Source organism: Rothia nasimurium, assembly GCF_004569295.1.
Taxonomy (GTDB): Bacteria; Actinomycetota; Actinomycetes; order Actinomycetales; family Micrococcaceae; genus Rothia; species Rothia nasimurium_B.
On the sequence record NZ_SPQC01000012.1, the window covers coordinates 1 to 26,191 of the forward strand.

30 protein-coding genes and 1 other RNA gene are annotated in these 26,191 nt (G+C 60.4%); 7 read left to right on the plus strand and 24 right to left on the minus strand.

Features of this window, described 5'->3' with window-relative positions; genetic code table 11:
* Positions 1 to 95 precede the first annotated feature (95 nt).
* Positions 96 to 293, plus strand: a complete 198-nt coding sequence (locus E4U03_RS04455) for a DUF7455 domain-containing protein (protein WP_135011882.1) — start codon at positions 96 to 98, stop codon at positions 291 to 293.
* 105 nt (positions 294 to 398) lie between these two features.
* Here the strand turns inward: E4U03_RS04455 and E4U03_RS04460 are convergent, their stop codons facing one another.
* Positions 399 to 1,859, minus strand: a complete 1,461-nt coding sequence (locus E4U03_RS04460) for a class I SAM-dependent RNA methyltransferase (protein ID WP_135011884.1) — start codon at positions 1,857 to 1,859, stop codon at positions 399 to 401.
* A gap of 39 nt (positions 1,860 to 1,898) precedes the next feature.
* Positions 1,899 to 3,851, minus strand: coding sequence for an APC family permease (locus tag E4U03_RS04465; RefSeq protein ID WP_135011886.1), 1,953 nt, complete (start codon positions 3,849 to 3,851; stop codon positions 1,899 to 1,901).
* Positions 3,852 to 4,042: 191 nt separating this feature from the next.
* Between E4U03_RS04465 and E4U03_RS04470 the strand changes: the two genes are divergently transcribed.
* Together E4U03_RS04470 and E4U03_RS04475 are read left to right on the plus strand one after the other, a co-directional pair.
* Positions 4,043 to 4,735, plus strand: coding sequence for a potassium channel family protein (locus E4U03_RS04470; RefSeq protein WP_135011888.1), 693 nt, complete (start codon positions 4,043 to 4,045; stop codon positions 4,733 to 4,735).
* On the plus strand, positions 4,726 to 5,379 hold the full coding sequence (locus E4U03_RS04475; protein ID WP_135011890.1) for a potassium channel family protein: 654 nt from the start codon (positions 4,726 to 4,728) through the stop codon (positions 5,377 to 5,379). Before E4U03_RS04470 ends, E4U03_RS04475 begins: the two co-directional genes overlap by 10 nt.
* 81 nt (positions 5,380 to 5,460) lie before the next feature.
* Here E4U03_RS04475 and E4U03_RS04480 read toward each other — a convergent pair whose 3' ends face one another.
* From E4U03_RS04480 to dut, 3 genes are read right to left on the minus strand one after another with little or no spacing between them, the layout of a single operon-like run.
* Positions 5,461 to 5,997, minus strand: coding sequence for an asparaginase (locus tag E4U03_RS04480; RefSeq protein ID WP_135011892.1), 537 nt, complete (start codon positions 5,995 to 5,997; stop codon positions 5,461 to 5,463).
* A 5-nt stretch (positions 5,998 to 6,002) separates the two neighbouring features.
* On the minus strand, positions 6,003 to 6,833 hold the full coding sequence (locus E4U03_RS04485; protein ID WP_135011894.1) for a DUF3710 domain-containing protein: 831 nt from the start codon (positions 6,831 to 6,833) through the stop codon (positions 6,003 to 6,005).
* 34 nt (positions 6,834 to 6,867) lie between these two features.
* On the minus strand, positions 6,868 to 7,311 hold the full coding sequence (gene dut / locus E4U03_RS04490) for a dUTP diphosphatase (RefSeq protein ID WP_135011897.1): 444 nt from the start codon (positions 7,309 to 7,311) through the stop codon (positions 6,868 to 6,870).
* Positions 7,312 to 7,445: 134 nt separating this feature from the next.
* Between dut and E4U03_RS04495 the strand changes: the two genes are divergently transcribed.
* Positions 7,446 to 7,913, plus strand: a complete 468-nt coding sequence (locus E4U03_RS04495) for a DUF3093 domain-containing protein (protein ID WP_135011899.1) — start codon at positions 7,446 to 7,448, stop codon at positions 7,911 to 7,913.
* Positions 7,914 to 8,025: 112 nt separating this feature from the next.
* On the opposite strand, the gene E4U03_RS04500 is transcribed toward E4U03_RS04495, so the two are convergent.
* Complete coding sequence (locus E4U03_RS04500) at positions 8,026 to 8,325, minus strand: DUF4193 domain-containing protein (protein ID WP_135011901.1); 300 nt, start codon at positions 8,323 to 8,325, stop codon at positions 8,026 to 8,028.
* 424 nt (positions 8,326 to 8,749) lie between these two features.
* Here E4U03_RS04500 and sepH point away from each other — a divergent pair, with 424 nt between their 5' ends.
* Both sepH and E4U03_RS04510 read left to right on the plus strand, forming a co-directional pair.
* Positions 8,750 to 10,087 carry a septation protein SepH gene (sepH, locus tag E4U03_RS04505; RefSeq protein WP_135011903.1) on the plus strand — a complete coding sequence of 446 codons (1,338 nt, stop codon included), beginning with the start codon at positions 8,750 to 8,752 and terminating at the stop codon, positions 10,085 to 10,087.
* Between the two features lie 261 nt (positions 10,088 to 10,348).
* Positions 10,349 to 11,356, plus strand: coding sequence for a hypothetical protein (locus tag E4U03_RS04510; RefSeq protein WP_135011905.1), 1,008 nt, complete (start codon positions 10,349 to 10,351; stop codon positions 11,354 to 11,356).
* A 33-nt stretch (positions 11,357 to 11,389) separates the two neighbouring features.
* Here the strand turns inward: E4U03_RS04510 and E4U03_RS04515 are convergent, their stop codons facing one another.
* From E4U03_RS04515 to E4U03_RS04545, 7 genes are all read right to left on the minus strand, one after another.
* A complete protein-coding gene (locus E4U03_RS04515; RefSeq protein WP_135011907.1) occupies positions 11,390 to 12,622 on the minus strand; it encodes an alkaline phosphatase family protein in 1,233 nt (410 codons plus the stop codon).
* Position 12,623: 1 nt separating this feature from the next.
* On the minus strand, positions 12,624 to 13,247 hold the full coding sequence (locus E4U03_RS04520) for a DUF5998 family protein (RefSeq protein WP_135011909.1): 624 nt from the start codon (positions 13,245 to 13,247) through the stop codon (positions 12,624 to 12,626).
* 72 nt (positions 13,248 to 13,319) lie between these two features.
* Positions 13,320 to 16,148, minus strand: coding sequence for a GNAT family N-acetyltransferase (locus E4U03_RS04525; RefSeq protein WP_245207664.1), 2,829 nt, complete (start codon positions 16,146 to 16,148; stop codon positions 13,320 to 13,322).
* Positions 16,149 to 16,286: 138 nt separating this feature from the next.
* On the minus strand, positions 16,287 to 16,808 hold the full coding sequence (locus E4U03_RS04530) for a DUF4190 domain-containing protein (protein WP_135011911.1): 522 nt from the start codon (positions 16,806 to 16,808) through the stop codon (positions 16,287 to 16,289).
* A 157-nt stretch (positions 16,809 to 16,965) separates the two neighbouring features.
* Positions 16,966 to 17,457, minus strand: coding sequence for an aromatic ring-opening dioxygenase LigA (locus E4U03_RS04535; protein ID WP_135011912.1), 492 nt, complete (start codon positions 17,455 to 17,457; stop codon positions 16,966 to 16,968).
* A 22-nt stretch (positions 17,458 to 17,479) separates the two neighbouring features.
* Positions 17,480 to 17,692, minus strand: coding sequence for a helix-turn-helix domain-containing protein (locus E4U03_RS13715; protein ID WP_135011914.1), 213 nt, complete (start codon positions 17,690 to 17,692; stop codon positions 17,480 to 17,482).
* A gap of 18 nt (positions 17,693 to 17,710) precedes the next feature.
* Positions 17,711 to 18,349 carry a hypothetical protein gene (locus E4U03_RS04545; RefSeq protein ID WP_135011915.1) on the minus strand — a complete coding sequence of 213 codons (639 nt, stop codon included), beginning with the start codon at positions 18,347 to 18,349 and terminating at the stop codon, positions 17,711 to 17,713.
* A gap of 479 nt (positions 18,350 to 18,828) precedes the next feature.
* Here E4U03_RS04545 and E4U03_RS04550 point away from each other — a divergent pair, with 479 nt between their 5' ends.
* Positions 18,829 to 19,293: an MFS transporter gene (locus tag E4U03_RS04550; RefSeq protein ID WP_135011916.1), complete on the plus strand. Its 465-nt coding sequence runs from the start codon at positions 18,829 to 18,831 to the stop codon at positions 19,291 to 19,293.
* A 63-nt stretch (positions 19,294 to 19,356) separates the two neighbouring features.
* On the opposite strand, the gene ssrA is transcribed toward E4U03_RS04550, so the two are convergent.
* The 11 genes from ssrA to E4U03_RS04600 all read right to left on the minus strand — a co-directional run bounded on the left by ssrA (position 19,357) and on the right by E4U03_RS04600 (position 26,181).
* Positions 19,357 to 19,731, minus strand: a transfer-messenger RNA (tmRNA) gene (gene ssrA / locus E4U03_RS04555).
* 150 nt (positions 19,732 to 19,881) lie between these two features.
* Positions 19,882 to 20,550 (minus strand): DUF4190 domain-containing protein, encoded by a 669-nt coding sequence (locus E4U03_RS04560; protein ID WP_135011918.1) that lies wholly within the window; start codon positions 20,548 to 20,550, stop codon positions 19,882 to 19,884.
* Positions 20,551 to 20,571: 21 nt separating this feature from the next.
* Positions 20,572 to 21,066 (minus strand): SsrA-binding protein SmpB, encoded by a 495-nt coding sequence (smpB, locus tag E4U03_RS04565; RefSeq protein ID WP_135012007.1) that lies wholly within the window; start codon positions 21,064 to 21,066, stop codon positions 20,572 to 20,574.
* Positions 21,063 to 22,187: a peptide chain release factor 2 gene (gene prfB / locus E4U03_RS04570; protein WP_135011920.1), complete on the minus strand. Its 1,125-nt coding sequence runs from the start codon at positions 22,185 to 22,187 to the stop codon at positions 21,063 to 21,065. Before prfB ends, smpB begins: the two co-directional genes overlap by 4 nt.
* Before the next feature lie 81 nt (positions 22,188 to 22,268).
* Positions 22,269 to 22,760, minus strand: coding sequence for a pilus assembly protein TadG-related protein (locus E4U03_RS04575; protein WP_167752283.1), 492 nt, complete (start codon positions 22,758 to 22,760; stop codon positions 22,269 to 22,271).
* A complete protein-coding gene (locus E4U03_RS12765; RefSeq protein WP_167752285.1) occupies positions 22,757 to 23,173 on the minus strand; it encodes a pilus assembly protein TadE in 417 nt (138 codons plus the stop codon). The genes E4U03_RS04575 and E4U03_RS12765 overlap by 4 nt, the downstream gene beginning before the upstream one ends.
* A 22-nt stretch (positions 23,174 to 23,195) precedes the next feature.
* Entirely contained in the window at positions 23,196 to 23,582 is a 387-nt protein-coding gene (locus E4U03_RS04580) for a TadE/TadG family type IV pilus assembly protein (protein WP_135011924.1), read from the minus strand.
* A 520-nt stretch (positions 23,583 to 24,102) separates the two neighbouring features.
* The gene (locus E4U03_RS04585) at positions 24,103 to 24,405 is read right to left on the minus strand and encodes a hypothetical protein (protein ID WP_135011926.1); all 303 of its coding nucleotides are present in this window, start codon (positions 24,403 to 24,405) and stop codon (positions 24,103 to 24,105) included.
* Complete coding sequence (locus tag E4U03_RS04590; RefSeq protein WP_135011928.1) at positions 24,405 to 25,370, minus strand: LysM peptidoglycan-binding domain-containing protein; 966 nt, start codon at positions 25,368 to 25,370, stop codon at positions 24,405 to 24,407. Before E4U03_RS04590 ends, E4U03_RS04585 begins: the two co-directional genes overlap by 1 nt.
* 84 nt (positions 25,371 to 25,454) lie before the next feature.
* Positions 25,455 to 25,760, minus strand: a complete 306-nt coding sequence (locus E4U03_RS04595) for a hypothetical protein (protein WP_135011930.1) — start codon at positions 25,758 to 25,760, stop codon at positions 25,455 to 25,457.
* A 13-nt stretch (positions 25,761 to 25,773) separates the two neighbouring features.
* Positions 25,774 to 26,181: a hypothetical protein gene (locus E4U03_RS04600; RefSeq protein ID WP_135011932.1), complete on the minus strand. Its 408-nt coding sequence runs from the start codon at positions 26,179 to 26,181 to the stop codon at positions 25,774 to 25,776.
* Positions 26,182 to 26,191: the final 10 nt, after the last annotated feature.

The window sequence follows — 26,191 nt, forward strand, 5'->3', positions numbered from 1 at the left end:
GGCGGGTTTAGCGCTGTGGGCGAAAGGACGTGCGGGGCGGCCCGGTCGGTGGTTGTATGGAGGGTGGGGAAGAAAGCTTTTGAAAGGAGCCTATCGTGAGTGCAACTCTTGAGACCCGCCGCGAACTGACTGCTGCTGACCGTTGCGATGCCTGCGGCGCCCAGGCCTATGTGCGTGTGGTGATGGAGTCAGGTCTCGACCTGCTCTTCTGCGGCCACCATGCTCGTGCCAAGGAAGAGGCCCTGCGTGCTGTAGCGGCCGAGTGGGACGACCAGACTGACCGCCTGAGCTAACGTCCGCTCCCCCTGCCCCATCCCACCGGGTAGGTACCATCTACATCAGAAAAACCCACCAACTAGGTGGGTTTTTCTGATGTAGGTGGTCTTTTCTGGGAACCGCTAGGCCCCGTACCGGCTAAACACCGCCACCGCTTCCACATGGTGGGTGTTGGGGTACATGTCGAAGGCTTCAACGCGTACAAGTCGCCAGCCCGCTGCGCGCAGGTAGCCGGTATCGCGCCCCAGGGCTGCCGGGTCGCAGGCAACATAGACCAGGGTGGAGGGGTTCAGTTCAGAAATCTGCTCCATCACAACCCGGCCTGCACCCTCACGAGACGGGTCGCACATCACCACGTCCGGGGCGGCGTAGCGCCCCTCGGCTACCTCACCGCTGATCTTCTCAAGTACCAGGGCGACATCCCCGCGTTCTACGCGCACGCGCGTCCGCTCAGACCTGTGGGTACGTGACGGGCCTTCGTCGCCAAAGTTCTCGGACGCGTTACCGCTGCTCACTGGGGATCCCTCAACCGATAACACCGTGCCCCTGTCCCCCACCGCATCAGCGGCCAGGGCGGTGAAGAAGCCAGCACCTGCGTAGAGGTCGTAAACCGTCATCCCCTTTTTCAGGCGGGCAGCCTCAAGCACGGCGTTGCCCAGTACCTCGGGGGCAGCCCGGTGAATCTGCCAGAAGCCGCTAGCGGCCACGTTCCAGTAGAAGTCCTGGGCGTAGACGGTAGCGGTCTCCAGCAGGTTAGGGTTGGCGGCACCGGCGATGACGTCAGCGGGTTTGGTGCCGCGGCGGCGTCCGCCCTTTTTCTCGGGGGTAAAGACCAGGGTAATCATGCGCTCTTCCAGCGACCCCCACAGGGCCCGGGCCTGCTCTTCGATGCCTTCTGCAACCTCGGCGGGCGTAGTCCGCGCTGACACGGTAAAGACCACCGCCAGCATATCGGTGGCGGCTACAGTCACATCAACCCGGGTGATACCGGCCAGCTTGAGCCGGTGCAGTTCGAGAGCCTCAATGCGCTCATCGGCCAGGGGAAATCCGGTGACGGGAACGGGGGTTGAGCTAGAGTGCGGGAACATGGCAATCTGCTGGCTTTCGCGCTCCACCGCAAAATGCACGCGGGTGCGCCAGTGCAGCCCCCGGTCATCGCCGGGCAGGGCGTGAATGGGCAGTGAAGCCAGCAGGGGGTGATTTTCAGGTACCCCACCCAGGCGCACCAATTGTTCCTTTACGATCTGCTGTTTGTAGGCCCGCTGGGTCGCCAGGTCCAGGTGTCCGTATTCCATGCCGCCGAGGGGGTGAGCGGACGCGAGTGCGTCCGCCGGTGCCCAGGGGTGGGGGCGGCGCTCCGGTGCGGGGGCCTCTACGGATACGACGTCTGCGAAGAAGAAGCGGCCTTTGGGACCGCGGCCGGTGATGCGGGCGGTGGCGGTCTCCCCCACGACTCCGTGGCGGACAAAGATGACGCGGTCGCCCGCTCTAGCGACGAGGGCGCCGCCGTGGGCCGGACGCTCGGGGGTGAGTTCTAGGAGGTCACCGGTAGCGGGTTCGGGTGTGGTGGGGGTGGTAGACATGTGTTTCTCGCTTTGAGGGTGGCTCGGTGGGATTTTATTTTATCGTTCGATCTGCCAGGGCACGGAGGCTACAACGACGCCCGGTTCGTGGCGCAGGCGGGCTTTGAGTTTGTGCACGGTGCGGCGGTGGAAGATGCCCTGCCACCAGTGGGAGACCACGTATTCGGGCAGGTAGACCACGAGCACGTCGCGGGGGGATTTTTGGCGCATCTGCTGTACGTATTCGAGTACGCTGGCGGCGGGGTTGCGGTAGGGCGAGTCCAGCACGGTCAGGTCGACGGGTAGTTCGAGGGCTTCCCAGGTGTCGATGTTTTCGCGGGTGCGGGCTTCGTCCACGTTCACCACGAGAGCTTCGATGGACGAGGGGCGGGAGGCCCGTGCGTAGGCGAGGGCCCGGAGTACGGGTTTACGCACCCGCTCAACGTAGATGAGGGCGTGGACGCGGGAGGGCAGCGCCCGGTCTGCGGCCAGTTGTTCGGGGTCGGCTGATAGGGCTAGCTGCCGGTCAATACTGCTGTAGTGTTTGTTGGTTTTGATCATGAGCCAGGTCAGAAGAAGAATGAGTAGCACGGTGACCCAGGCACCGTGGGTGAACTTGGTAAGAATGATGACCACGAGTACGGTAACCGAGGCACCGGTACCAATGGCGCTGATGCCGATGTCGTGCCAGAGGGTGCGGCGTTTTTTGGTATCGAGGGTGATGCGCTGGGCCCGCCAGCGGTTGCGGAGCACCGCGTACTGGGTGAGGGTCATGGCGGTAAAGACACCCACGATGTACATCTGCACCAGGGCGTGCACGTTGGGGCCGACGATAGCGACCAGCAGCATAGAGCTGGATCCCAGGGCCAGCACGCCGTTGGCGTAGAGCGCGGTGGAGCTGCGCGCTGAGAGGTGCACCGGCAGGTACTGTTTCGCGGCGATGGTGGTCGCTAGCATGGGGAAGCCGGTGAAGGCCGTCATGGCCGCCACGATGAGCACGCCGATGGTGGCTGCGCCCAGCAGGACGCTGGTCAGGGGGATGCCGAAGATAGCGTCGGTGATTTGGAGTAGAGCGGGTATCTGGTGGAAGTCTTCGCCCGCGGGCTGCCCGTTAATCAGTAGCCCCTGAGCCGAGTCGAGGACGCTGACCACCCCGGTTTGCCGGGCCAGGTAGAGGACTCCCAGCAGGGAGAGGGCAGACAGGCCGCCAATCACCATCAGACTGGTGGCAGCGTTGCGCTGACGCGGCGGGGCAAAGGCCTTCACGGCGTTACTGACGGTATTGACCCCGGTCAGCGCCACAGAACCGGAAGCAAAAGCCCTCACCAACAGCAGGCCAACACCGAGCTGGGTGGTCAGTACCTCGGCAGCACCGTCTGGTACCACCACCGTGTACTCAGCCGACACCGCGCGCCCGAGCTGCCCGGTGGCGTCCGCAATGAGACCGCAAGCAACGGTCACCGCAAGCAGCATCAAAAAGACATAGGAGGGAAGGTGTGACACCCGCAGCATCACCTTGAGGCCGCGCAGGCAGATAAAGGTCACCAGAGCAATGAGGGAACAGGCAATCAGCCGCTGATGCCCCAGCAGCACCGGGGTAATCGATTCAAGGTACTGGGCGGCAGAAGACAGCGACACCGCAACCGTGAGCATAAAGTCAACCATCAGGGCCGCACCTAGCACGATAGCGGCGGTTATCCCCAGATTCTGGTGCACCAGGGCGAAGTCGCCGCGCTCCCCCACATGCTGGATGTTATAGCGGTAGGCACCCACCACAACCAGCAGAATCAGGGCAATGCCCAGTCCCACCAGGGGCGAGTAGGCTAAGGCCCCGTGGCCGGCCAGGAGCAGGGTCAGCAGAATTTCGTCGGGGGCATAGGCAACCGACGAGAACCCGTCCGCCCCGAAGAGGAGTAGGGCACGGCGTTTGGGCAGGTTGCCTTTCTTGGCGTGCCTGCTGGTGACGGGGGCACCAAAAATCAGGCGGGTGGCCGCGCTCCTAATATTTCTCACAGGCTCTAACCGTAGTCGGTAGAGCGGGGAAAACACAGCTATACACACCACATTTTGCTCGTAGGTAAGGACGCCCCCCCCGCGCGGCTATGGCGCGCCGGTTGGGTGGTGGGGCCGCCGGGCGTAGACTAGAGGCAACCCTGCTGTGCGGGGTTTATGTTTGTTTCCGTCGTGGTTTCGTGAGGTGCTAAGTGCCCCATTTTGTGATTATGGGTGCCGGTCGTGTGGGCGTTATGCTGGCCCATACCCTAGAAGATGCGGGTCATTCGGTTGCTGTGATCGATCAGGATGACCGGTCTTTCCGCAGGTTGCGCAAAGATTTTGCGGGTAAGAAGGTGACCGGTGTGGGCTTTGACCGCGAGACCCTCAAGCGGGCCGGTATTGAGCACGCCTACGCTTTTGCTGCGGTGTCTTCTGGCGATAACTCCAACATTATTGCCTCCCGTGTGGCCCGTGAGACCTTTGGGGTGCAGCACGTGGTGGCCCGTATCTACGACCCCAACCGGGCTGAGTTCTACCAGCGTCTGGGTATTCCTACGGTGGCTGCGGTGCGCTGGTCGACCGACCAGGTGTTGCGTCGTATTTTGCCGGAGCAGGCTATGGCCGGTGATTTCCGCGAGGCTTCGGGCCGCCTGATGCTCGGTGAGCTGCAGTTGCACGAGGACTGGGCTGGGCACGCGCTGACGGAGATTGAGCGAGCTGCCGGTGTACGCGTGGCCTACCTGACCCGGTTTGGGGAGGGTATGCTCCCCACCAAGGAGACCTCCTACCAGCAGGGCGATACAGTGCACGCCATGATGCGCACCGAAGACATCAACGACATTGCCAGGGTGCTGGGTGCTCCCCCGGCACGCAACGCTGAGGGGGATCTGGAATGGAAGTAATCGTTATCGGCGCTGGCTCGGTGGGCTCATCAAGCGCCCGCGAGCTGCTTTCGCACGGCCACACGGTCACCATTATCGACATCAAGCCCGAGGCCATTTCCCGCAGCGACATTCAGCATGCCCACTGGGTGATTGGGGACGCCTGCGAGCTGTCCGTCCTGCGCCAGGCCAAGCCCGAGAACGCGGACGTCATTGTTGCCGCCTCTGGTGACGATAAAACCAACCTGGTGGTATCGCTGCTAGCCCGCAGTGAATTTGGGGTACCCCGCACCGTGGCTCGCGTGAACAATCCCAAAAATGAGTGGCTCTTCGATGACTCCTGGGGCGTAGATGTTGCGGTTTCTACCCCGCGCCTCATGACCGCGCTGGTGGAAGAGGCCGTTGAGGTGGGCGATGTGGTGCGCCTGCTGACCCTCAAAACTGGCAGCGCCACCCTGGTCGAGTACACCGTGCCCACCGACCACCCGATTATTGGCCACACCGTCGATAACGTGCAGTGGCCCTACGAGACCACCCTCACCGCCATCCTGCGCGACGGGGTACCGATTACCCCCAGCGGCGACGATGTGATTGAGGGTGGCGACGAGCTCTTCTTTATCACCACCCCCACCGGTGAGGACGACATCCGCGCCCTCTTCAGCTAGCCCCCTTCGTGCTTATCAGTAAAAAGGACGCCGGCCCCACCTTCGGCAAAGAAGGTAGGGCCGACGTCCTTGCGCTTGCTACTAGAGGGCCGGAACGATCTCGTAGCGCGGGTTGTACATGAGGGGCTTCTCTCGGGTGCTCAGCATGCCCGAGACCCGAAGATAGCCGCCTGCCTCTATTCCCGGCACCTGACGCTGACCCTGCCAAATCAGGGTCAGCACCGTACCTGAGCTCAGGGGCGGGAACTCCGGGTAGAGCACCCGGGGAGCCGCCCTGTTGACGCTAAACCGGGTGGTGAAGCCAGTCTCCTCATCCAGCACAGAAATCTGGCCGGTTGAGGTGTCTTCAGTGGTGCTCACATCGGTGGTGTCATCAAGATCTTCACCGGTCTCTGCAATGGGCATACCCGTCATGGGGTGGGTCTTAGCCGGGGGCAGGGGCTTAGACTTATCAACCAGCAGGGTCACCTCAAACCGGGGGTTAGCCCCCACATGCGACATGTGCACGCGGGTTACCCGCCCGGCGGCCCTGGCGCGAAACCGCTCGGGGTACTCTTCCAGGCGGGTGACCGGCCCAGCAGCCCGCTGCTGGGTAAAGGGAGACTCAGTCTCAGGCATGGGCGCTAGCCAATTTCAGTGATTTCGGGGCCGCGGCGGGGCACCTCAACGGTGGGCTTCTTCTCAGCCTGGGCAGCCGCTGCGGCAGCGGCCTGGGCGGCTGCGGCATCCTGAATGGTCTGGGGTACGCGCATGGGCAGCAGGTCGCGCGGGGGCATGGGGTCAGAGCCACGGTTGACCACGATGGTGCGGAAGACCTCTTCAAGGGCGGTAGCGCTCTCACCGGGCAGCACGGCCTTGCCCGAGAATACACCGCGGACGAACCAGCGGGGGCCGTCCACACCCACAAAGCGGGAAATACGGAAGCCCTTGCGTCCGTCGGGAAGTTCAGCGGGTACGCGGGAGATCAGCTGACGCCCGAAGGGACCGTCGTTGATATCAACCTGGCCACCCTGGCGGCGCACGCTCTCAGACAGTTCCTTACGGATCTCATCCCAGATACCGCGGCTCTTAGGAGCCGCAAAAGCCTGCACCTGCAGGGTGCCCTCGCCCAGCTGCAGGGTCACCGCGATAACCTGCTGGGTCTTCTGGTCAGCCTCAAGACGCAGGTTCAGCCCGGGGTTGCTCTTGACCAGCAGGCCACCCAGGTCGATGTAGCTAGAGCCGGTGCGCTGCTCGGTGATGTCAAAGGGGCCATTCTCACGGGTAAATTCCACGAAGGACGCCGCAAGCTCCTCCTGCACGGCAGGCTGCTGGGTGCCGCCCTGGGGCACCTCAGCAGGTGCCTCTTCAGCGGCGGTTTCTTTCTCGTCGCTCTCTACAGCGGCAGCTGCTGCACCCTGCTCACGCTCAGTCGCGGCGTCCGCGTCATTCTTTTTCTTACCAAAACCAAACATAGTGCCTCCTTCGGCCCTCGCCTATCTACTGCTCTTACTGTACGCCCGTTGAACCGAACCCGGCAGTTCCACGCTCAGTTTCGCTCAAACTCTCCACCACATTAAAAGTAGCCGACTCAAACCGCTGAATAACCAGCTGGGCAATGCGGTCACCGCGCTGAATCTCAAAAGCCTGCTCCCGGTCGGTATTGAGCAGGCAGACCATGAGCTCACCCCGATACCCGGAATCAACGGTGCCCGGTGCGTTCACAATCGTAATGCCGTGCTTAGCAGCCAGACCCGAACGGGGGTGCACCAGACCCACATAGCCATCAGGCAGGGCAATAGCCACGCCGGTCGGCACCAGGGCCCGCTCACCCGGTTGCAGGGTGAGGTCCACGCGCGAGCGCAAATCAGCGCCGGCGTCCCCGGGCTGGGCGTAGGCGGGGGGCTCGATTCCCTCATCGAGCATCTTGATATCAATCTTAAGCTGGTTCATCACCCTCTTTACTGTACCGGCTTATGCGCTCCGGTGCCGCCCACATCAGGTGCCAAAACCCCTTAGACTAGAACCTGTGCACCGGGTTTGCCCCGGCTCACTACTTCACAAATTGTCCCTCGTCGAAGGAAGCTATGCCTGCTACCGCCCCCACCGTGCTGTACCGTGAACGACTGGCCCCCGGAATCGGCCTGTGGATAGGCTGCCTGGGCGTTGGCCTAGCCTCTTTCCTAGTCGGCGCACCGATTAATATCACCGCTGGCATCGTTGCCGGAATCGTGATGTTCCTGCTGGTCGGCGGAATACTCTACGGCAGCTCCCCCACCATCGAAATTACCGAAACCACCGTACGCTTCGGTAGGGCCCGTATCGAACGTGACTATGTTGGTCGAGCCTACGCCTTCCGAGGTGAAGATGCCCGCCTCGCCACCGGCCCGGCACTCGATGGCCGCGCCTACATGTGTTTCCGCGGGTGGATTACCTCGGTGATTCGTGTTCAGATTACTGACCCGGCAGATCCCACTCCCTACTGGATTGCGTCCTCCCGTCACCCCGAAAAAATTGCCGCCGTCCTGAATGAGGGGCTACCCGAAGAAGACTAAGACGTCCAAAGGCTGCCAAGCACCTGGCAGACCTAAATCTCTAGGCAATACGAGGGCGGGCCCGCGTTATATAACGCGGGCCCGCCCTCGTACTTTTGAAGTTTCTTAGTCTTTAGCTCTCGCACTCGATGCAGAACTTGAGATCGCCCTCTTCGCGGGCAATCTGGGAGCGATGACGCACTAGGAAGCAAGAAGCACAGGTGAACTCGTCGTCCTGTGCAGGGAGCACCACAACGTTCAGCTCTTCATTGGAGAGGTCAGCACCGGGCAGCTCAAAACTTTCGGCCGCTGCGTTTTCGTCCTCATCCACTGCACCTGACTGCATTTCTGAGGGGCGTGAACGCAGCTCCTCAAAGGACTGGCCCTTGCTCTCTTCGTCCTGCTTGCGAGGTGCATCGTAATCGGTTGCCATGGTTTTCTCCGTATTAAGTGTGCGAAGGGTAGATACCCCCTCTGCCTGGTCTGGGGTACCTGCACCTCGGTCTTGGTGTCGACCAACTCTGCGCTCGTCAGGGTCTACGACTGTGTTGAGGTGACGGGTAGAATTGTTCACTATTGCCCCCGATAATGCAAGTGGAAACTTCATGTTCTCTCTCAGCGAGTCACAAAGGCCTGACCAGGGCTGCCTCGGGGTAAGAAAAATATTTAAAGCTCTTGCTGAACTTGAGCGAAAACCCCTTGAAAAACCGGGTTTTTTCAAAACTTCACCCCTGCCCCCAGCTACTTTAGCTTTCAAGCACAGCTTGAGCCGGTAGTCTTTCAAGTAAGTGTAAAGATTGAAGTGAGCACCCCTCTCTGCTGAGGTGGTGCCCGGCCCCATCTAAGGAGACCGAGCAGTGCGAGAACTGCGACTTGCTGGCATTCACGACGACGGTGAAAACCTCGTCCTCGAATCATCTGACGGCGCAACCTATCTCTTGCCCATCGACCAGAACCTACGGCAGAGCATTGCCCGCGCCCGCCGCATCAGCCCCCTGCGCGGCGGCAGCGCTAGCGGAGCCTTTGGCCCCCGTGACATCCAGACCCGCTTCCGCCAGGGCGCAACGGTTGAAGAGATTGCCGCAGAGTCAGGGTGGGAACCGGAGCGCGTGCGCCGCTACGAGTGGCCCATCGTCGCTGAACGCGCCAACGTCATCCAGACAGCCCGCACCGTGGTTATCTCCCCCGCCCCCGGCCAGGGTGGAGCAGCACAAAGCCTCAACCAGCACATCGAAGCTGTATCTGAACGCTTCGACTTCGCCCAAGCCCCGATGGAGTGGAGCACCTGGCAGCAGGAATCAGGCCAGTGGACCGTGTCTGTTGATGTAGAGCTGGGTGAGGACGCCCAGGCTAACCTGCCGCGCGGCGTCATGTTCCCCGCCCGGTGGAACTTCAACCCTGCCAACCAGAGCATCTACGCTTCAAACGAAGCCGCCTACTTCCTCATGGGCCGCGATCACTCCCACGATGCCCCCATTCCAGGCCCGGCCAAGCAGGCAGCAGCTCCCCAGGAGGAGGCTGCAAGCGACGTTCCCGAGCAGGCTGATTCCGCCACCGTTGGTGTTCAGGTTGCCGAGCCCCGCATCACCCGCGTGAGCATCCCCGAGCAGAAGGAACAGAACGAGCTGCTCGATGAGCTGACCGCCCGCCGCGGCGTCCGCTCCTTTGACCCTGCCAGTGAACGCAAGCTAGCTGACCTGCTCGAACGTGCCCGCCGCAGCTCCCGCCCTGCCCCCGTAGCCGAGGTGCAGGCCGAACCTGCCCCTGAAACCGAAGAACCTGCTGCGCCAGTAGCCGAAGAAGCAGCCCAGCAGCAGACTGCCGCTAGCGAAAATACCTCTAGTGAAAATACCGCAGAGCAGCGGGCGCCTGAGGAGGCTACCGAGAATAGCGCCGAAGCTCCGGCAGGTCTTGAGGAAGCTCCCCTGACCGCCGAGACTTCAATTGCACAGGGTTCCCTGCCTGATGAGCAGAGCCAGGGCACTGATAGCTCGCCCGTCGCTGTGGAGCCCCAGCGCGAAGCTGATTCCCAGGATGCTGAGACTCCCCTCGCCGAGGCTGCAGAAGATGCCCCTGAGGCGTATGCCGAGCAGGTAGAAGAAGAGCCTAAGGCCCAGCAGCCCAAGGCCAGCCGGGCCAAGCGCACCAGCGTACCGAGCTGGGACGACATCATCTTCGGCAACCAGCGCCGCTAAACCCGCCGCTAGCAGTGCCTGCCCAAGCCCCGCGTCCGCCCTTTTGGGGAAGGATGCGGGGCTTTGCTCTTACTGGGATGAAGGCCAAGGGAAGTCGCCGATTTCAAGGGTGTTTTCGTTAGAGGCACCACAGCACCAGTAAGCTTTCAGCGCGTACACTAGATTTAGATATAGTAATCTCTCTTATTTTCACCGCACCAGCCCACGTCGCAACCGTTTCGCACACGGGTAAAGGGCTTAGAAACACTTGATAAGGAAAACGTGCCCCTTCGTTCCCACCAGTCACCCAATTCTGACGATCAGAAGCCCACTGCCGATGACGCCACCGAGGCGCTACCCGCTCCTGAGCCCGAGGGCGTTGCCGACGATGCGACCGAAGCCCTCCCCCTGGCAAACGGCTACGAGTACGTGACTGCCGATAGCGGGAGCACTCGCGCCGTGATTGACGCGGACGACGATTCCTTAGCCTTCGGCCTCATGCGCAACGGGGACGTGGTTGAAAAGCTCACCCGCGAAGAGCGACGGGCTGACCGCGCCGCTGAAAAAGCTGCGGCGAAAGAGGCCGAACGGGCAGAAGAAGCCCGAAGGCAGGCAGCACTGGCCGCCGCTGCGGCCGCAGCAGCTGAACGTGACCACCTAGCACCTCCGAATGCAGCAGATGAGCCGGAAGACCGCAAGACCGGCTCAAAGGTCTTCTTTGCGGGTTCCGCGGTACTCACCGCCGCAGCTATCGCCCTGGTTGCTGCTTTCTTGCTCCCTCTGAACGACGATGCCTCTCGCCAAACCACGGTGGAGGTAACCCCCAGTCCTACGGTGGCAGAGGCCAGCTCGTCGGCAGTAGAAAGCTCAGCAGCGGCGCCGGTACCCAGCTTTAACACCAAGGCTCCCACCGTTACGGAGCAGGACGGCGGCACCGAAGAACCCGTGGCCCCCGGCAGTGTGCTCTACGCCCCTACCCAAGAGGCCCCCGCAGTCGAAGCAACCCTGGAGCCTACTCCGCTTGAATCAGCGGTAGAAACCGTCCAGCCCGAGCCCACTCTTGAAGAGACCCCGGCAGCGGAAGAAACCCTCACGTTTGAGCCCACACCGGTAGCTACAACTCCGGCCGAGGTGGTAGCTCCCACCGATGCGGCTCCTATTGACGAGCCCAGCCGCCCCGTTGAGACCGGCTCTGCCGCCGAGACCGCCAGCGCGGCCAGCCTCCCCACCGCTCCGGCCGCTGACGGTAGTAGCCTAGCTCCCACCCTAGCGGCAACTACCGGTCCCTAGGCGCACGCGGCGAGTCGGGCATCCGCACCGGTTCTAGCCGGTGGGTAGCATCAGCAGGGGCACCTGCGTTTCCTCAAGTGTGAGAGACCCGTGCTGGCCCACCATCTGCAGGGCGTGGGGCTTGTAACGCCGCATGTCGTAGAGGGCGATAGGTTCGCGAGCAGCCACGATAATATCGCCGATACGGCGGCGGGCCTCGTCAGTTACCGGCTGACCAAAATAACCAGCCTCAAAGAGTTCTTCTGAGTCAAAGACCCAGGCCTGCTCTCCCCAGGCCTCAGCCCACCGACCCAGGGCGTCCTGGCGGGCAGAAGCGCTGGTGTCCTTCAGGTAGAACTGCACCATGCGGGGTTCACCCGCGGTCAGCTCAATGTTATCCAGCAGAGCTGTATCGCCCGAGTAGTCAATGCGATTTTCAGGGGCGATATCAACTATGCCGTGATCTGCTGTCATCAGCAATAGCACATGCGGGGGCAGCCTACGAGCCAGCGATTTCAGCGCGAGGTTGAGCTCTTCAAGCTGCTCAAGCCACTGGTCAGACCGGGTACCGAACTTGTGCCCGGCCTGGTCAATTTCCCCCCAGTAGAGGTAGACCAGGGACGGCTTACGGGAGTTCAACAGGCTAGCGGCCAAGGTGGTTCGGGCGGCATACCCGGCTGCGTGCACGAAGCGTCCGCCCCGCAGTCCAGCCTCGCTCAGGCCGGTGCCGGCATACTTGCTCAGCGACACGGTAGCCACATCCAGGTGGTTCTGGTAGCGCTCAAAGACCGTGGGGTGGGGCTGCCACTGGTGGGGGTCGACGGTCTTGTCCCAGCCCGAGAGCTGGTTCATCACGGCCCCGGTAGCCGGGTTTTTCACCTCGTACCCGGCCATGCCGTGGTAGCCCGGCGGGGTTGCTGTTCCCAGGCTACTGAGTGAAGCTACCGTGGTTGAGGGGACGGCCGAGTGAATCGGGCCGAGCTGGGTGGCTTTCTTTAAGAAGGGGGCATAGGAGCCGTAGGCATTCAGCAGGCTCTGCCCCAGCCCATCGACCATAACCAGGCAGACGCTGCGGTAGCGGGTAGGGTCAACCCCGGCGGCACGCAGGCGGTCTGCCAGGCCGAGCAGGTCGTGACGTCCTGCCCCGTGCAGGGGGTGCGGGTCGGGGGTGATAGACCCCTGGGCGACCAGGGTGCCGCAGGATTCGAAGAGGTCAGCTAGGTTGTTGCCGCCGTAGCCGGGTTCGGTGGGTAGGGCGTTACCGCAGTAATCGGTCAGGACGCTCATCTTAGGCCCCTGCCTGCACGGAGCCGCCTGCCGGGGCGGCTACCTGGTTCATTGCTGCCATGTGGGCAGAGCGCAGTGCGCGGGCGAAGCTCCGGGCCTGGGCGGTAGCCTCTTCCCCATCGGCCGGGGCACTCACGCGCAGGAGCATGTCTTCCCGCGGGCCCATGCCGGTGTAGCCATGGTCGGCGTCGCAGGCGGGGTCGGGGCAGTCTGCCGGTTGTACGTCAAGGCGCTGGGAGCCCGTCCAGGCGATCAGCATCGATACTTCTGAGACGGGGCTACCGGCCCGGTAGTGCTGGGGCTGCGGGTAGGTGTAGCTGATGGTCAGGGTTCGAATACGGCTCACGTGCAGGGTCTCAACCGACACGTGGGCGAGCACCTGCTGACCACTTTCGTCGAGGTTCTGATCATCCAGGTGGGCGACCAGGAGCATCTGACCGGCCAGCACCAGCACCGTAATGTGGCGGTGCACCTCGTTCTGGTCAAAGTGGGTCTCTACCTGAACCAGGTGAGAGGTAGGCACCAGCCCCGCCAGGGCTTCATCGACCGTGTCGAGGACGAGCTCGGGGTAAAAGCCTGCCTGCTGAATATCCCTGGTGAGGGCTTCGGCTGCGCTGAGGTTCATCGTCTCGTCTCTTTCTAGGGTGAATCTGGCCAGTAGGTCTACCCTCCATCTTAGGTCATGGCTAGGTCACACTTAGCTGCTCATGGTTCGGCGGGCAGAATCGGTGCGCTGCTGGGGGTTGCCCAGGCGCATCTTGGCGCCCACCACCGTGAGGGTCTCCTGTGAGAGCAGGACGGGGTTGAGTTCAAGGTAAGCAATCTCGGGGTGGTTGTCTTTCATCAGGGCTACCCGGGCGCAGAGATCTTCGAGCAGGTCAACCCGCACCTGAGGCAGGTCGCCGTCGGCAAAGAGCTTGGCTGCTGCCTTAGGCGAGTGTACCATCTTGTAGACATCCCGTTCGGTCAGCGGTGGGATGCGGTGGGCCCAGTCTTCCAGCAGGCTGGTGGCGTCCCCGGCCATGCCGAAAGAGACCACGGGTCCGATCAGGGGGTCTTCGATGCCGGTGAGCACCGCTGTTTGACCGGCCGGGGCCTGTTTCTGCACGGTGAGGTCGAACCTACCGTAGGGTTCGAGCACGCGGTGCATTTGGGCTATTTCGCTAATGAGTTCGGCGTCGCTTTCAATGCCCAGGCGCACACCACCCAAATCTATGCGGTGGCGCAGGAAATCGTCAGTGGTTTTCAGGACAACCGGGTAGCCGCCTGCCCGGGCAGCGGCCTCAACGGCTTCTTCTGCGGTGTCAAAGCCGTATTCGGGCAGCAGGCTAATGCCGTAGTGGGCAAGGAGTTCTTCGGTGGCAGAAGCTGGTACATCGAGCAGGTTCTCACCGCTCACCTGGGTCAGGTGCTGGGCAATGTCAGCGGCCGCAGCCTTGGGGCTGACGTTCTCGGGAGTAGCCAGACCCCCGGTTTCTTTCTCCCGCCACTCCACATAGTCCATGACGCTTGCCAAAGCCAATATAGAAGCCCCCGGGGACTCAAAGCAGGGCAGCCCTTCTTGCAGGGTGGAGGTGCTCTCCCCCGCGGTCTCCCCCTCTGCCGGGGCGGGCGTCCGCTCATCCGGGTCTTCCCAGATTCCGCGAAGGGCTGCGTCAAAGCTGAGCGTGCCGGGGAAGGCAGCAACCACGGGTTTTCCGGTGCGCTTGCCTGCGCGGTAAAGGACGCGGGCAACGGCCTTGGAGTCGATAGAGTCGCCGGTGAGGAAGACGCCAATGGCCGCATCAATATCTGATGCTTCGAGGGCGCTGGTTGCCACGTCTTCAAGCACCTCTAGCCCGTTGATACCGTCATCTGTAAGCCTCAGCATGGACTCGGTCACCCGCACATCGATGTTCAGGGCCTCGGATTTGTCGGCGATAATCTGCCCCAGGGCTGAAGCGTTGGAGAGGATAGCCACGCGCCGCCCATTGGGAAGGGGCTGGGAGACCAGCACCTGGGCCACGTCGAGCACCTGGTCGAAGGTTTCGGCGCTGATGACCCCAGCCTGCTTGAACATGGCGTCCAGGGCTTCGGTGGGGGCAATGGAGGTTCGCCCCGAATGCCCGGGAGGGAGCTGCTGGCCGGTCACAGCGTTCTTGGCCACGAGCACAGGTTTGACGCGGGAGAGCCTGCGCGCGATACGGGAGAACTTTCGGGGGTTGCCGATAGATTCAAGGTAGAGGGCGCAGACGCGGGTTGCTTCATCGTCTTCCCAGTACTGCATGATGTCGTTACCCGACACATCGGCGCGGTTGCCCGCTGAGACCAGGGACGATACACCGATATTGCGTTTGACGGCGGTGTTAGAGAACATGGCGCCGATAGCTGAGGACTGGCTAAAGAGGCCCAGGGCACCGGGTTTGGGGTCCTGGGCGCTGATCGTGGCATCAAGGCGAACGTCCGGGTTATTGTTCAGCAGGCCGAAGGAGGCAGGGCCGATCACGCGCATACCGTGGCTACGGGCCGATTTCACCAGGGCTTTTTGACGGGCGCGGCCGCGGGCCCCGTCGTCCGCGTAGCCGGAGGTGTAGATGAGGACGCCGCGGACGCCTGCCTCGCCGCAGGCTTCTACGGCTGCGGCTACCTCGGCGATGGGGACGGCAATAATAGCTAAATCTACACGGGCCGGCACTTCACCGATGCTGGGGTAAATGGGCACCTCACCGGCAGGTAGCTGATCCTCGTTAACGCCGTAGAGGGCGCCGGTGAATCCGCCTACCACCAGGGTTTTAATAACCTTGTGGCCGTTGGCTTCCCAGCGGGGTGCTGTACCAATCACGGCAACGGTGTCGGGGGCAAGGAGCTCGGCGATAGATTTGGCTTCAGCGCGGTGCTCGCGGGCTTCCGTCACACCGCGGGAGCGGTCGGTGGGGTCGATGTTGAAGTAGACCATGACCAGGCCGTCTTCAAATTCGCGGGAAATCTCGTAGCCCGCGTCGGTGAAGACATTGAGCATTTTGCGGTTCTGGGGCAGAACTTCGGCGCTGAACTTGTCGATACCGCGCTCGTTAGCAGCTGCCGCGAGGTGTTCTAGCAGGATTGACCCGATGCCGCGCCCCTGGTGAGCGTCGGAAATCATGAAGGCCACTTCAGCCTCCGTGGGGTTGTGAGTGCGGTCGTAGCGGCCGATGCCAATCATTTCATCGCCCAGCATGATGACGAAGGCAACCCGGTTATTGTGGTCCACCGTGGTGAACCGGGTCAGTTCTTTGTCGCTCAGGGTGGGTTTGTGGGTGAAGAAACGCAAATAGATGGTGCGCTCTGACTGGCCCGCGTACATTTTTTCGAGGGCTACCCGGTCGGTGGGGACGACGGGGCGCAGGTTGGCGGTGGCTCCGTCGCGCAGGACGACATCCGCCTCCCAGTGGGCCGGGTAGATAAAGGGGATTTCGTCGGTTGTGGGGTGGGCTGGGTCAGCCGGCGTGAAACGCGGGGCCTGGTCGTCCTGCTCGTAGCGGCCTGCGGGTGCTTCTGATTCGGTCACGGGGTGCTCCTGGGCGTGCTGGGGGCGCTTTCCCCTATCATAACGCGATTGAGGTGGAGCTCACAGCCCTATGGTCGCGATGGGCCCTCTCAATGATTAGGGGAAGAATAAGAGCTGCTACAGACCCCCCACTCATTTTTAGTAGCTGGTGTTGCTCTCGATACAGCGGGTGATCGCCTCTTCGTCCCCGGCGTGGGTAATCTCGCAGTTTGCGGTTTCAGCCCCGTTCAGGAACCAGCTCGCCATGAAGTAGAAGAAGACCGCCACCGGGATGCAGAGAATGCCCAGGGCAATGCCGCCCCAGGCCATACCGGCTGTCTGCCCGTAAAAGCGGGTGCGCGGGTTACGCTTGCGAGCGCGTAAGGCTTTGATACCCAGCACGATAGCCGCCACCGCAGGAATGAGAGCCAGCAGGGCAAAAACGCCCGCCATGAGCACTACAAGCCAGCTCACAATACCCACCGATAGAGCCATGACCGCCTGGTAATAGCCACGGCCTCGCTTGTCACGCACCATTTCTCCATAGGGGCGGCGGTGGGCATCAGGTACCCGGTACTGGGTAGGTTCGCCGGGGGTTTCGTAGTCCAGCGCAGGGGGCAAAAGGACGCCAGTGCCCGCGGGTGCTTGTGACTGGGGGTAAGCGGGGGGCTGGGTGCTCACGGCGTCCTCTTTCTTCCTAAAACCGTTGGCCCGCTACTGGGCCTTATCTTATGGTCAGCTTACCAGCACCGTCCCCCGCAATCTAGGCAACAGCCCCGCTTCTACTCACCGCACAGAGGCGAAGAAACGGGGCTGGGGCTCGCTACTATTCAGAGGACTAGGCGGTAACCGCTACCTTTTTCAGAGCAATTTTGATCAGGGCGGCACCGATAAGACCAAGCACGACCCCTAATCCCATGACCAGGACTGATACGCCAAAGGAAACAACCGAGGTGAAGAGAGAAACGCGCAAGAAAGAAGCATCCATCACCAGGTTGCGACGGGTCTGAAGTTCTTCTGCCAGTGCTTCATCGCCAGCGTCTTGAGCTTCGCGCACCATAGTACCCAGCTCGGCATAGGTTTTTCCTTCATAAACGGTACCCTCAGCACTCGCAGTGGCATGCTGACGGATAGTTTCTGCCTGAGCGTAAGCAGTCAGGGGGCCTTTAACATCCTTACCGGCAAAGGCGCCGCCCATAAATTCAGAATCGGCGGGTACACTAATGCGCTCTTCCGCGAGCTGGTTACTAACTGTAACCCACACGGTGGCACCCCCAATCAGCATGACGATGGCGGCAAGAATCGATACAAGCCCGGCAAGGCGTGGCATGGTAGCCCTTTCAAGAAATGCTTTAGACTGAATCACCTACACCAAGAGCACCTTTTAGGGCCATATCGTGCCGCAACCACATTAGTTCGATACAAGTATCAATATCATTCAGCCTACGACCGGTGATTTGCTCAAATTTTGCAACCTTATTACGCAAAGTATTCTCGTGTATATAGAGAGCTTGGGCTGCGTCTCGATAACTACGACCATGCCCCAAAAACGCCCACACATACATCAGCAGGGCTTCACTACCTCAGCGATTCTCCCGCAGAGGCGCCAATAACCCCTGTTCTATGACATCCCCTAGCCAGGGGGTGCACGCAACCGCTAGGCGCCAGCCCCGACTTCGTACATCAAAGCAACCTGCGCTACCCGGTTCTAACGAAACTAAGACGGTGCGTGCTTCTTCCAGTGATTCTGCCAAGTTTCCAATGCGCACGGGGCATCCAAGAGCCAGAACTCCACCCCGAAGTTCCTGCCGTTCACCCACTCGGGAGATGGCAGCGTCCACCCCCTCATGGGCTGGAAGCACCCCCACCAAGCACCCCTCAACCGCACCAGCCAAAGCAGGGGCAAGAGTGCCCGAGAAAGCATCCTCAATTTCAGCAACCCAGGCAATCGGGGAAATCTCCCGACCCAGAACTACCTGATATTCCAGCCCCCTAGGCAACACCAAATGACCAGCCAGACGCTCTTCATCCGCCGCCTCCAAAGTTCCCTGCACAAGACGAGTTAGAAAGTCCCGTTTTTCGACTTTTCTCCGCTCGGCGTCAGCCAACAGGGCAGGTTCATAGTCGCGCGCTACCTGAACCATGAACCACTCACCCACTTCCCACATAACCCCCATGACCTCCAGGCGCTTTTCAAAAGGTAAGCCAGAGCGCTCAGCCATCTGCACAAATCTTCGCTGGGTAACAGACAGAGCAAGGCGGTGCGCCCTCAACACAGAGACTAGAGAAACCCCCTGCACCTTTCGGCGAGGAGCCACCCCATAGACAGCCTCACGCCCACCACCCAACACCTCGTCTACAGGAGCAGAACTTTCTAGGCACATTATCGCCGCATCAAAAACCCCTGCCACACTATCGACCAACTCCTCACGCGGTACTGCGCGATACTCCGGAAGTTCATCAACAACAGCTCTTACAGCACCCACCACCAGGGCATCCTTTTCCACAACCAGAGTTCGCAGCAAACACCCAAGCTAATGTAAGGTATCTCACGCATATCACCATTGCAGAAAATTACACACCAGAACAACATGTAATGAAAAACCTACATTGCCATGATGTAAATCGCATCATTACTGTTAGTGCAACGCCTACCGCACCGGGGGGGGCGTCCGCACAAACAACACCAAGGGAACCCAAGGTGACAGAAGCAATCTTCAAAGCAGAAAAGGTGATGCAGCCAATACGTATCACAAAGCAAAAGCGCAAAGCCTTTATCGAGGCCGTCGCCGGGCACCTCATCGAATGGTACGACTACGGCGGGCCCGAACGTCGCGGCCTAGCTACCTCGATTCTCATGACTATCGCCGTGTCAGGCCTTATTCTGGGATCCATCGTAGCCAATGGTCTTGCCTCGATTCTGGGCGATGCAGCCATGCAGGAATACGGCTGGCGCATCCCCTTCATTATTGCCGGCCCGCTCGGCCTCATCGCGGCCTTCATCCGTTCCCGCCTCGAAGACACCGCTCAGTTTGAGGCTATTTCAGAATCCGGTCACCAGGAGAAGCGCCCCATCCGCGCCACCTTCCAGTGGAAACTCAACATCACCCTGGTCACAGGCTCCGTGGCAACCTCATCTATCCCCACGGTAAAGCCTAAGAAGTAATACCCCTTTAGAAGATACAGAAAAGGCCCTCCGCCCGAATAAACCGGGTGGAGGACCTCAATACTGTGGAGATGCGGGGAATCGAACCCCGGTCCGATGTGGCGTCAACGGGTCTTCTCCGTGCGCAGTTTGTGAAAGCGGTATTTTCGGCTACCTTGCTTGCGCAAACACTTACAAGGCCTAACCTAGCCGTATAAAAGTCCCACCCGGCCCTACGACAAGGACGGGCAGCAGTGGCCTTTTAAACTGATGGTAGGGGCTGAGCCAAAGGCAAGCTCAGGCTACCAGACTGCATCGCTGGGATTATTAGGCAGCGAGTGCGAAGTCAGTGCGCTTAGATTCTGCACTTATTTTTTGCAGAGGGCGTTAACGAGATAACCCTGCGTCCTCGGCACGCTTCATCCATCTCAACTCACATCGTCGAAACCGATCATCCCCATATTCTTTTATCAAAGAACGCCAAGCTAAGCATTTTCCAGTGCTCTTTCGAGCCGCAACTCATCCGTGAAAGGCACCGGCCCAATTAGCTCGGATGTGCCAGTCTACCAGCTAGCTCTCCATACTGTAAAGAGCCAGCTGGCAAGTGGATTAGACGTTACTGTTTGATTCTGTGGCGTCAAGGCCCACCTGCTGGTTGATGCACTGTTCCATGAGAACCTCGTTCTCAGCGTAGGCCATGCATTCACCGAAAGCTGAGAAAATCCAGCCGAAGAACACCAGCATTGCCAGGGAAATAAGGATGCCCAGGGAGCTAAATACAATGCCGGTGATAGCCAGGCCCTTGCCGCCACCGCCGGTCTTGGTCTTGCGCAGGGCCACAATGCCCAGCACCAGGCCAACGATGCCCAGAATGCCGCCCAGAATGACCCAGCCACCCAGGAAAGACAGGATACCCAGAATCAGCGATGTAATGGCCAGGCCCTTAGGTGCTGAGGTTACCTGCTGGCTATACGCGTCATACCCGTAGGAGGGGTAGCTGGCAGGCTGCTGGCTGTAATCCGCCTGGCCGTAGTTAGGCTGTGAGGAAGCGCTGTTCGCCTGCTGGCTGTAGTCCCCATACCCCTGCTGCGAGCCGTTATAGCCCGGAGTATTCTCACTGGCGTAGGGGTTGGTCTGGGGCGCCTGTCCCGCAGCGCCCTGCCCATAGCTCGATGAGCTGGGAGCGGCGTCCTGTTGGCCCTGTGCTGAAGCACCTGAGCTGTACTGCCCGGGCACGTAGTCGCCGTAAGGGTTTTCCTTGTTGTTTCCGGTGGTCATTTCTCTCCTTCGAGTAGGTTGTTAGCCCAGGTTCTTATAGCGCATAGCACGCTGGGCTTCGAGGTTGTCCTGGCGCTCGCGCAGGGCCTGACGTTTGTCGTAGTCGCGCTTACCTGTAGCCAGGGCAATTTCTACCTTGGCTCGCCCCTTGCTGAAATAAAGTTTGAGGGGCACAACGGTGTAGCCACTTTCCTTGAGCTTCTGAGCAATCTTGTTAATTTCGCTGCGGTGCATGAGCAGTTTACGGCGGCGGCGAGCTGCGTGGTTAGTCCAGGAGCCGCGCCCGTATTCAGCGATATGGATGCCCTCTAGCCACAGCTCGTTGCCGTACATCTGGCAGAAGCCATCGGTGATTGAGGCTCCCCCATCGCGCAGGGATTTAACCTCGGTACCCATGAGCACCAGCCCGGCCTCCCAGGTTTCTACAATGTTGTAGTTATGGCGGGCGCGGCGGTTGGACGCTATGGTGTGGTTATTCGGGTCTTCTTTCGTTACTTTTTTCTTAGCCACGATTATTCTTCGTTCTTTCTTTTCTGTCGTTCTGCCGCGCGCCACCGCACGCCGGCATCGATGAAACCGTCGAGCGCACCGTCGAATACGGCGCTGGGGTTTCCCTCTTCGTAGTTGGTTCGTAGGTCTTTGACCATCTGGTAGGGGTTGAGCACGTAGGATCGCATCTGGTCACCCCAAGATGCCTTGACGTCGCCGGCAAGTTCCTTCTTTTTGGCGTCCTCTTGCTCTTTGCGGAGCAGGAGGAGGCGGGATTGCAGGACGCGAAGTGCTGCAGCTCGGTTTTGCAGCTGAGACTTTTCGTTCTGCATGGAGACCACAATGCCAGTGGGGATGTGGGTCATACGGACGGCGGAGTCTGTGGTGTTCACAGACTGGCCGCCGGGTCCTGACGAGCGGAAGACATCAATCTTGAGTTCGGACTCGGGGATTTCGATGTGGTCGGTCTGCTCGATGAGGGGGATAACTTCCACCGCGGCGAAGGACGTCATACGTTTGCCCTGGCTATTGAAGGGAGAGATGCGCACCAGGCGGTGGGTTCCCGCTTCGATAGATAGACGCCCGAAGGCGTAGGGGGCTTTGACCTCAAAGGTTGCTGATTTGAGACCGGCTTCTTCGGCATAGGAGGTATCCATCACCGTAGTATCGAAGCCGTTTTTCTCTGCCCAGCGCAGGTACATGCGCAGAAGCATCTCGGCAAAGTCGGCGGCATCCACGCCACCGGCTCCCGCCCGGATGGTGACGACGGCGTCGCGCTGATCGTACTCACCCGAGAGCAGGGTGATTACTTCGAGCTCTGCTAGACGTTTTTCGATAGCCTGCAGTTCGGTTTCTGCTTCGGCAAGGGTATCGGCGTCGCCCTCTTCGTTGGCGAGTTCTACCATGACCTCAAGGTCGTCGATGGCCTGGCTTAGTTTGACGAGCTTATCGAGTTCGGCCTGTTTGTGGGAGAGCTGCGAGGTGACCTTTTGGGCGGCGTCGGGGTCGTCCCAGAGGTCGGGGGCGCCGGCTGCTTCAGAGAGTTCTGCGATGGTAGCGCGCAGCTGCTCAACGTCGCTGACCTCTTCGATGGAGGCGTAGGTTGAGCGCAGGGTTTTAATCTGGGCAGAAAAATCTAAAGTAGCCATGACTATTAACCCTAGCTGAAAACGATGGTAAGCGCCCGGTTTTGCCCCTGTTTTGCGCTGACGGGGCAGAGCTCTTCTGTTCTAGTCTTGGGTGGTGATGACGCGCGCCCGTCCGGTAACGGTGATATCAACGCCGTCAGGTAGCACAACGGATAGTAAGGGCGGGTGGGCCCTGGCAGAAAGGACAATAACCGCAGTGTTGTTTCCCGACGCCCCGGTTGCGGAGTTTAAGGTCAGGTGGGAGAAGTCGGTGCCGGCGCCGCTTTCTTGCAGAAAGGTGTGAGCGGACGCCTGCACCCCGGCGCTACTGAGAGTCGCCTGGGCCTGGGTCTCCCCTACCGCTGCGATGCCCTCGATGCGTTGCGCGGCGGACGTTGCCGCTTGGTCAGCTAGAGCCTGAAGGCGCTGTCTTTCGAGATAGACGGAACTTACTCCAACGACGGTGGAGGCTACCAGAAGAAGTACCAGGCACAGTCCCAAGATGAAAGGAAGGACGCTGCCCCGCTCAGACTCGCTCACGGTTGCCTCAGGGCACGGTTCCTGCTGAAGCTGAGCCTGTCTGGTCTGTGTCACGAGTAGTCTCCTCCCCAGCTCACAGCCTGAGAGGTCATGGTGGCGAGAGTCGGTGCCCCTGGCCAGGGTACCAGGGGCAGCCCGACCTCGACGGTAACATCTACAGTTATTCGCTCGCCCTGGGCACAGACGTCCTCGCAGCTCAGCGTGGCAGTAATGGTTTCGACGTCTAAACCGAAGTCGCTAGCCGTCAAAGCGGCAACCGCTTGCACAGCAGTTGAGGTGCGCTGCTCCGGTGGCAAAAACTGAATCACCTGTAGCGCATGGGCGCTAGCGTTAGAAGCCGCAAAAGCAGCCGACTGCATCGAGAAGACTGATAACAGAAAATAGACCGTGGGCACCATCAACAGGGCACCCAGTCCAATAAACTCAACAAGAGCGCTACCCTGCTCAGGGTCGAAAGTCTCTCGCATACCTACAGCTTTATCACCGCATTTATCTCTGAACCACAGCATGACCGCTCACCTCCCACTGGGCAGCTACCCCAAAGGGCCCAAGAAGGGGAACCGGGGCAACCACGGTGACCTGCACGGTGTCCGCCCCCTGCCACTGGGTAACAGAACTGCTAATCGTTGCCGAGTAGTGGGAGGGCAGCACCGAATACAGCAACTCGCGGGTGCGTTCTTCCCCATCAGCCGGTGTTTTATCGAGCATGGCCCCATAGCGGGCCCCCTGAGACGCAGCGTCCTGCAGCACGTTACGGGTGAATAGTGCGAAAGCAACCTGCAAAACACCTAGAAAAAGTAAGACAACTAAGGCAGATACCATCACGAACTCCGCCGTTGCATTACCTCTCTCCTTCTCAGGGGGCACAGCTCTCATGCGGCTCTCCTAGCGGTTAATCATTGCCATTGCGTTATTGAACATGTTGACGAGGGCGTCCTGGGCAACCACCAAGATAGCGGCCACGAGTATCGCAGACATCATGGTAGTGACTAATAATTCCCGGAAATAAAGCCCAAAACACCCCACAACCCCGCCAATTCACCACTAACTCACCACTTTGAAAACCAGCCGAAGGCACAAAAAAGACCCTCCCTGCTAAAAGCAGAGAGGGTCGATACCCCCGCAAACGCGGGGAAAAATTAGCCTTGTATAACTACTAAGGCTCACCCCCAGAAACCTGGGGAACAATTCAGCCCTACACATCTACTAGGGCTCACCCCCGCTGACGCGAGGAAGAAAGCTGACAATACAAATGTATTGAAATACCCCCGCAACTGCGGGGAAAATAAGCGACTAACCAAATACTGGGAAGTACCCTCACTTCTGTGAGGAACGCTTACAGTGACAACTATAGCAGAATGCCCCCGGCCCATTGCAGGGCCGGGAGATGTCTCTCTTATTCAGGTGGGGTTTTCAGTAGGGCCAGTAGACCCTGGGAGCCGCCGAGAAAGACCCAGACGGCGGTGGCGATGGTCAGCCAGACCGGGTGCGAAAAGCCACCAGCTGAATAGCCGACCTGGATAGCTCCGAGGATTACCGAGCCGAGGGCGTAGAGGGCATAGACCCAGCGGCGCGCCCTGGCGGTAATCAGCTCGGCTACCGCGTCATTAGCCTCAACTACTGGGGCCGGGGCTTGCGGGGTCCGTTCGTCCACGCTCACCACCGGCTTTACATCGCGGGAAAAAGTCGGGCCCGCCATTAGCGTTCACCTTCTCCCCAAATCTCCAGCGCGGTTCCCGGGGTGAGAGACTTGCCCGGGTTGCGGTCCTTGACCGCCTGCACACTGTAGCCGTAGTAGGTGGCAATCTTCTCCCAAGAGTCGCCAGCCTCCACAGTCCAGACCAGTGGGCCGGGGATAAAGACGCGCTGGCCCACGGCCAGGCGGTTGGCGTCCTTGATGCTGTTGTAGTCGGTCAGCTTCTTGATATCGGCTGCAGATGCGTTGCCGAAGTAGTAGCGGGCAATCTTAGCCAGAGTGTCCCCAGCCCGCACAGTCCAGTGCGGGGCATTGAGATTGTTACCCACGGCGGTACGCTGGTCTGGCGCAGGCGCAGCGTTCTGCGCTGCGGGAGCTACATGCGTGGTCCCACCATAGAGCAAATCATTGATAGCCAGTCGCAGGGCATCCATGTCGATATAGGTCGGGTCAATCTTGCCCTGGTCGGAGTATTCCTTATGGCCAATCTGGATGAAGTCCTTACCCTTCCCGTAGCCACGTTCTAGGGCGGCGCCCAGGTGGGGCATGACGCGACGCTGAGCCTCAGTCCAATCATCACGCACGCCGGATGATTCCATCTCGATGCCGATGAAATACGAATTTCCCACATTGCGGTAGGCCCCGGAGGCACTGCCGGTACCAGCGTGATTACACAGGCCAGCAGCTACGACGTACACGGTTCCGTCACGGCCCAGGGCCAGCTGAGAAAGCGGGCCAGGCAGGAAAGAATGACCGTTGATAAGGATATTCAGGGTCGGCGCGTTCGAGCGAGCATAGGCCGCCTCGGCAGTGGCGGTATGGTGCCAGAGGACGCCTTCGACGCCCTCCATGCCCTGCCCAGCGTAGCCACGGGTCTTCCACCCGGCAGTCTCGACCACAGTGAGTTTGGAGCCGTCCGGCGCGGTATAGGCACGGAGCTTATCGGCTAGATCGATGATAAAAGGCATTGGCCTTTCCTTTCATTAAATGAGCGCGCCCCCGAACCACGGCGGGTGCGGGGGCACTGTTTTTGGGTAAAGAAAAGACCCCGGTTAGGGGGCCTGGGGCTTCGGCGGTTCAAAGCAGGTCTGGAGCACCGGGTGCGGGGGCGGGTCAATACCGTTCTCCCGCATGATACGGCGCAGCTCAGCGGCGTACTCGACCATCGCACGCCGGTTGTGAGCCTCGCACTCAGCCCGGTACTCAGCCTGACGGGCTACGCGCAGGGCTGCGCGGTTTTCTTCCTTCTCAGCAGCGACCTTGCCAGAGCGCCAATCGAGAAAGCTTTTCACCAGCATGGTTCCTGCGCCACCGGCACCGAAGAAGGCTAAGAGGAAGGGCAAAAAATCATTGGGCACATCCCTCACCTTCTTACTTGCCAGGGTCGGCGCGTGCCCACCGAATCGTGTAATAGCGCGCACCAAGAAAGAGCAGGATAGTGACAGAGCGCCACAGGCTCACCCAGCGCACGCCAGGGTCGGGATCAAAGACAGTCCAGAAGAGCTGCACCGCAGAAGCCGCCATCACAAAGAGGATGGCGGCTCTCTCGAACTGCCACAGCCCCCGCGGAGTCGAAGCCACCCCCACTAGGCCACCAGCAACCAAAGACCCATTGACCAGCAGGCGCGTCCAGGTCTGGACCTGCTCGTCGTGTGGGTGAGGGGGCACCAGCAGCCCCTGTACACCCTGGATAAGGAATACAGTGTAGATGGTTAGGAAGAAGGCGGTGACGACGCGGGGTTCAGAGAGCATGTGCCAGAGGCGGTTAAAAGTAATCATGTCAGTTTCT

What these genes read in the sequence shown, in the direction of transcription:
- E4U03_RS04545 (WP_135011915.1), bottom strand. Translation starts at nt 18,349, where the DNA reads ATGGCTGAGCGCTCTGGCTTACCTTTTGAAAAGCGCCTGGAGGTCATG.
- E4U03_RS12765 (WP_167752285.1), bottom strand. Translation starts at nt 23,173, where the DNA reads ATGCGAGAGACTTTCGACCCTGAGCAGGGTAGCGCTCTTGTTGAGTTT.
- E4U03_RS04520 (WP_135011909.1), bottom strand. Translation starts at nt 13,247, where the DNA reads ATGAACCTCAGCGCAGCCGAAGCCCTCACCAGGGATATTCAGCAGGCA.
- E4U03_RS04480 (WP_135011892.1), bottom strand. Translation starts at nt 5,997, where the DNA reads ATGCCTGAGACTGAGTCTCCCTTTACCCAGCAGCGGGCTGCTGGGCCG.
- E4U03_RS04495 (WP_135011899.1), top strand. Translation starts at nt 7,446, where the DNA reads ATGCCTGCTACCGCCCCCACCGTGCTGTACCGTGAACGACTGGCCCCC.
- E4U03_RS04485 (WP_135011894.1), bottom strand. Translation starts at nt 6,833, where the DNA reads ATGTTTGGTTTTGGTAAGAAAAAGAATGACGCGGACGCCGCGACTGAG.
- E4U03_RS04600 (WP_135011932.1), bottom strand. Translation starts at nt 26,181, where the DNA reads ATGATTACTTTTAACCGCCTCTGGCACATGCTCTCTGAACCCCGCGTC.
- E4U03_RS04535 (WP_135011912.1), bottom strand. Translation starts at nt 17,457, where the DNA reads ATGCCACGCCTTGCCGGGCTTGTATCGATTCTTGCCGCCATCGTCATG.
- E4U03_RS04475 (WP_135011890.1), top strand. Translation starts at nt 4,726, where the DNA reads ATGGAAGTAATCGTTATCGGCGCTGGCTCGGTGGGCTCATCAAGCGCC.
- E4U03_RS04515 (WP_135011907.1), bottom strand. Translation starts at nt 12,622, where the DNA reads ATGAGCGTCCTGACCGATTACTGCGGTAACGCCCTACCCACCGAACCC.
- E4U03_RS04585 (WP_135011926.1), bottom strand. Translation starts at nt 24,405, where the DNA reads ATGGCGGGCCCGACTTTTTCCCGCGATGTAAAGCCGGTGGTGAGCGTG.
- E4U03_RS04590 (WP_135011928.1), bottom strand. Translation starts at nt 25,370, where the DNA reads ATGCCTTTTATCATCGATCTAGCCGATAAGCTCCGTGCCTATACCGCG.
- E4U03_RS04460 (WP_135011884.1), bottom strand. Translation starts at nt 1,859, where the DNA reads ATGTCTACCACCCCCACCACACCCGAACCCGCTACCGGTGACCTCCTA.
- E4U03_RS04500 (WP_135011901.1), bottom strand. Translation starts at nt 8,325, where the DNA reads ATGGCAACCGATTACGATGCACCTCGCAAGCAGGACGAAGAGAGCAAG.
- E4U03_RS04560 (WP_135011918.1), bottom strand. Translation starts at nt 20,550, where the DNA reads ATGACCACCGGAAACAACAAGGAAAACCCTTACGGCGACTACGTGCCC.
- dut (WP_135011897.1), bottom strand. Translation starts at nt 7,311, where the DNA reads ATGAACCAGCTTAAGATTGATATCAAGATGCTCGATGAGGGAATCGAG.
- E4U03_RS04580 (WP_135011924.1), bottom strand. Translation starts at nt 23,582, where the DNA reads ATGAGAGCTGTGCCCCCTGAGAAGGAGAGAGGTAATGCAACGGCGGAG.
- prfB (WP_135011920.1), bottom strand. Translation starts at nt 22,187, where the DNA reads ATGGCTACTTTAGATTTTTCTGCCCAGATTAAAACCCTGCGCTCAACC.
- E4U03_RS13715 (WP_135011914.1), bottom strand. Translation starts at nt 17,692, where the DNA reads ATGTATGTGTGGGCGTTTTTGGGGCATGGTCGTAGTTATCGAGACGCA.